Origin of the sequence: Shewanella sp. 11B5, assembly GCF_002836795.1 — a bacterium.
GTDB classification, from domain to species: domain Bacteria; phylum Pseudomonadota; class Gammaproteobacteria; order Enterobacterales; family Shewanellaceae; genus Shewanella; species Shewanella frigidimarina.
The window spans coordinates 1-3,974 of record NZ_PJAP01000592.1; the positions used below are offsets into that span (position 1 = coordinate 1).

Below are 3,974 nucleotides of genomic sequence, written 5' to 3' on the forward strand. Positions count from 1 at the left end.
TGTCTAAAGAAAATTTCTTTAAAACAGGATTACCCTTACTAATCAGGCAGCTAAAATCATCACTCCACAATATTTTTTGATGAAATGATTGCGGAATACTGTCAAAACGGTTGATCACCATATCGACTCTTCCTTGTTCTACATCAGGGAAACTGACATCACTTGGGGTCATGATATCTAAAATAATGTTGGGTGCTTGAGTACGAAGCTTAGCAATGAGCGGCGGAATTAATGTCGCTTCAGCATAATCACTTGCCATAACACGGAAGACTTTATCACTTTCTAGTGGATCAAAATTGGCGCGCGGTTGTACAGCTTTTTCCAGCCCAATAATCAGCTCACTGATAATGGGTTGTAATTCATTTGCACGTTCGGTCGGTGTCATGCCCTGACTCGTGCGAATAAGTAAGGGATCATCAAACAAGTTTCGTAAGCGTTTTAGGCCGTTACTCATTGCAGGCTGGCTGATCCCAAGCTGGTCTGCCGCTTTAGTAACATTTCTTTCACGTAGTAAAACATCTAAATAAACAAGGAGGTTCAAGTCGATACGAGATACATTCATATGGTGAATACCGAAGATAGTAAGCATAAATTAGGTTTATTTAACCAAATCTAGCTATTATTTTCAACGTAATCAATTGCCGCTAATCTATTTGTTAAGGAATAAACACATGACTCACTACAAAAATAATATCGATGAAGCTGCCACCTTGATTAATTCGGAAGGTAGTGCATGGAATGCCATCAACCCAGAGTCAGTCGCTCGTATGCGTCTACAAAATCGTTTTAAGACTGGGTTAGACATCGCAAAGTACACTGCCAAGATCATGCGTGAAGACATGGACAACTACGACAAGGACTCATCGCAGTACACTCAGTCTTTAGGTTGCTGGCATGGTTTTATCGCCCAACAAAAAATGATTTCGATTAAAAAACACCTTTTAACCACCAAGCGTCGTTACCTATATCTTTCAGGTTGGATGGTAGCTGCACTGCGTAGTGAGTTTGGTCCATTACCAGACCAATCTATGCATGAAAAAACCTCTGTTGCTGCGTTGATTAAAGAGTTATACACCTTCCTACGTCAAGCTGATGCTCGTGAACTAGGTGGTCTATTCCGCGAATTAGATAGTGCCAAAGAGTCAGATAAAGCTGCGATTCAACACAAAATTGAAAACTTCGAAACCCACGTTGTACCTATTATTGCCGACATTGATGCCGGTTTTGGTAACGAAGAAGCCACTTACTTAATGGCAAAACAGATGATTGAAGCCGGTGCTTGTTGTATTCAATTAGAAAACCAAGTGTCAGATGTAAAACAGTGTGGCCACCAAGACGGTAAAGTCACCGTGCCACATGTTGAATTTTTAGCAAAAATTAATGCGGTTCGTTATGCATTTTTAGAGCTAGGTATCGATGACGGTGTGATTGTTGCGCGTACCGATTCATTAGGTGCAGGCTTAACTCAAAAAATTGCTGTCACTAAAGAAGCTGGCGATCTAGGCGATTTATACAATAGCTTCCTTGAAGTTGAAGCCGTTGATGCAGCAAAACTTGAAAATGGTGATGTGGTATTCAAGCAAGGTGGCAAACTGGTGAAACCGGCTCGTCTACCAAATGGCTTATTTAAGTTCCGTGCTGGTACGGGTGAAGAACGTTGTGTACTTGATTGTATTACCTCATTGCAAAATGGCGCTGATTTATTGTGGATTGAAACTGAAAAGCCTCATGTATCTCAAATCGGTGGCATGGTTAACGAAATCCGTAAAGTTGTTCCTAATGCCAAGCTTGTGTATAACAACTCGCCATCGTTTAACTGGACGCTTAACTTCCGTCAGCAAGTATTTGATGCGATGCAAAAAGCAGGACAAGACGTTTCAGCTTACGACCGCGCGCAATTAATGAGTGTTGATTACGATGGCACTGAGCTTGCTATCCAAGCTGATGAAAAAATTCGTACTTTCCAATCTGACTCGGCCCGTGAAGCAGGTATTTTCCATCACCTTATTACACTACCGACTTACCATACAGCAGCATTATCTACCGATAACTTGGCTAAAGAATACTTCGGTGACCAAGGCATGTTGGGTTATGTTGCCAATGTTCAACGTAAGGAAATCCGTCAAGGTATCGCCTGTGTTAAACATCAAAACATGGCTGGTTCAGATATGGGTGATGCACATAAAGAGTACTTCTCTGGTGACCAAGCGCTTAAAGCGTCTGGTAAAGACAACACAATGAACCAGTTCTAAGACCGCTTTTATAGTCTGATTTTATAACTGCTTTTATTAACAGTTTTATAGACTGATTTTGTAAACTGCTTGTGTAGAAAGTGACTTACCCAAATAGTGACTAGCTTAAGCGATGTTTTTGAAGTGAACATGACTAACAGCGAAAACTAAACCAAAAAGGCCTGCTTAAAATAAGCAGGCCTTTTTATGTTTCACATTAGGATAAACGTTAGGGTAAATTGGTCACTGTGTCGCTAACTCACTAACGAAGCTGACTCTGCGCTTCCTTTACCGCACCCCATTAAGATACACACTGATACAAACCATTATTCTGCAATGATATTTTTGACTACAGCAACAGCCCATTTCGCTCAATTGCGACGCTTAACGATTGATGAAAATTTCCACTTACAATATTGCCAAACTCGGAGTATATTAATCCAGCAGATTCATGGATTTAGAATTGCGACCAATTACTTAGGTCACACCACGCGCAAGGACGACAATGACAAGCTTCATCTCCAGTTTATTATCAGTAGGCATTCTTCTTTCGAGTATGTTTGTCACCCTTGGGGTGATGTTTGTATTGCTCAAACATCGCGACAGAACTGTTAAATTACCCGTCGATCGCGAACAACTTCAACGAATTCCCGCTTTTGGCTTACAGCAAGAGATACAAGACCTCCAAATCAATTTAATCGCCAGTATGCTAATGGGCGTATTGGTTGTGTGTCTGCCATTTGCCATTAACAGCATTCAAGCACATATTATCGTCGGTAAATTCCCTTGGCTATTTGCCATAACCTCAATTATTGGATTAACTTATTGCGGTTATAAAACGTGGAAAAACTTTTCCAAATTCACCAAATTACGCCTAGGCCACACCGCAGAAATCGCCACTGCCAATGAGCTAATCGGCTTACAAGCTTTGGGCTATCAAGTGTTTCACGACATACAAGCCGACGGCTTTAACATCGACCATTTAGCCATAGGTAAAAATGGCGTATTCGCCATCGAAACCAAAGGCCGCCACAAGCGCAAACGCGACAGTAAATCGACTAGCGCGACCCAAGGTAAAGACTACCAACTATTTTATAAAGATGGCCGCTTATGCTTCCCATCGTGGACTGAAACCAAGCCAATAGAACAAGCAACCCGACAAGCCACTTGGGTCAGCCAATGGCTCACCAAAGCTACCGGCCAGCAAGTGTTCTCCAGCCCAGTATTAGTATTCCCCGGCTGGTACGTCACCAGCCAAACTCGGCCACCGTTCCCCATCTTAAATCATAAGCAGTTGATCAAAACCATACCAGCCGTCCGAACCCAAACACTCAGCCAACAACAAGTCGACGCTATTGTGTATCAAGTGGCGCAGAGATGTTTGAGTAAGAGTGAGGTAGGGAAATGATGGAGCGCAAAGCAATTTATTTACCCAACTATTAAAACACAAAATTAACGGTAAAAAGCGTATTGATGTTGTTAGATAATCTTAACTCTAACCACTTATTCCAAGCAGCTTGACGAACTGGTGCACTAAGGAAAATTCATGAAGTTAAAACTAGAACTAGCCAACTGCTATGGTATTAATCGACTATCAAAAGAACTAGACTTTACTAAAACTGCAACAAACTCCGGAGTTAACTCGTTATATGCGGCTAACGGAACTCTGAAAACATCGTTAGCGAAAACCTTTAAAGACATTGAGACAAGCAGTCACACGCAAGATCTGATTTTTCCAGATAG

Annotated in this window: 4 protein-coding genes; 3 read left to right on the plus strand and 1 reads right to left on the minus strand. The window is 41.6% G+C overall.

Annotation, left to right across the window (positions count from 1 at the left end; all coding sequences use genetic code 11):
• A partial coding sequence (locus CXF78_RS13750; RefSeq protein WP_145991453.1) for a LysR family transcriptional regulator occupies positions 1–562 on the minus strand: 562 nt, incomplete at its 3' end.
• 109 nt (positions 563–671) lie between these two features.
• Between CXF78_RS13750 and CXF78_RS13755 the strand changes: the two genes are divergently transcribed.
• The 3 genes from CXF78_RS13755 to CXF78_RS21640 all read left to right on the plus strand — a co-directional run.
• A complete protein-coding gene (locus tag CXF78_RS13755; RefSeq protein ID WP_102037118.1) occupies positions 672–2,252 on the plus strand; it encodes an isocitrate lyase in 1,581 nt (526 codons plus the stop codon).
• A gap of 484 nt (positions 2,253–2,736) precedes the next feature.
• On the plus strand, positions 2,737–3,639 hold the full coding sequence (locus CXF78_RS13760) for a nuclease-related domain-containing protein (protein WP_102037119.1): 903 nt from the start codon (positions 2,737–2,739) through the stop codon (positions 3,637–3,639).
• Between the two features lie 138 nt (positions 3,640–3,777).
• Positions 3,778–3,974, plus strand: a 197-nt coding sequence (locus tag CXF78_RS21640; protein WP_219622076.1) for a hypothetical protein, incomplete at its 3' end; no start/stop codon positions are given.

Bases quoted from the DNA above. Each gene is read 5' to 3' on its own strand.
- CXF78_RS13755 (WP_102037118.1), top strand. From the start codon at position 672: ATGACTCACTACAAAAATAATATCGATGAAGCTGCCACCTTGATTAAT.
- CXF78_RS13760 (WP_102037119.1), top strand. From the start codon at position 2,737: ATGACAAGCTTCATCTCCAGTTTATTATCAGTAGGCATTCTTCTTTCG.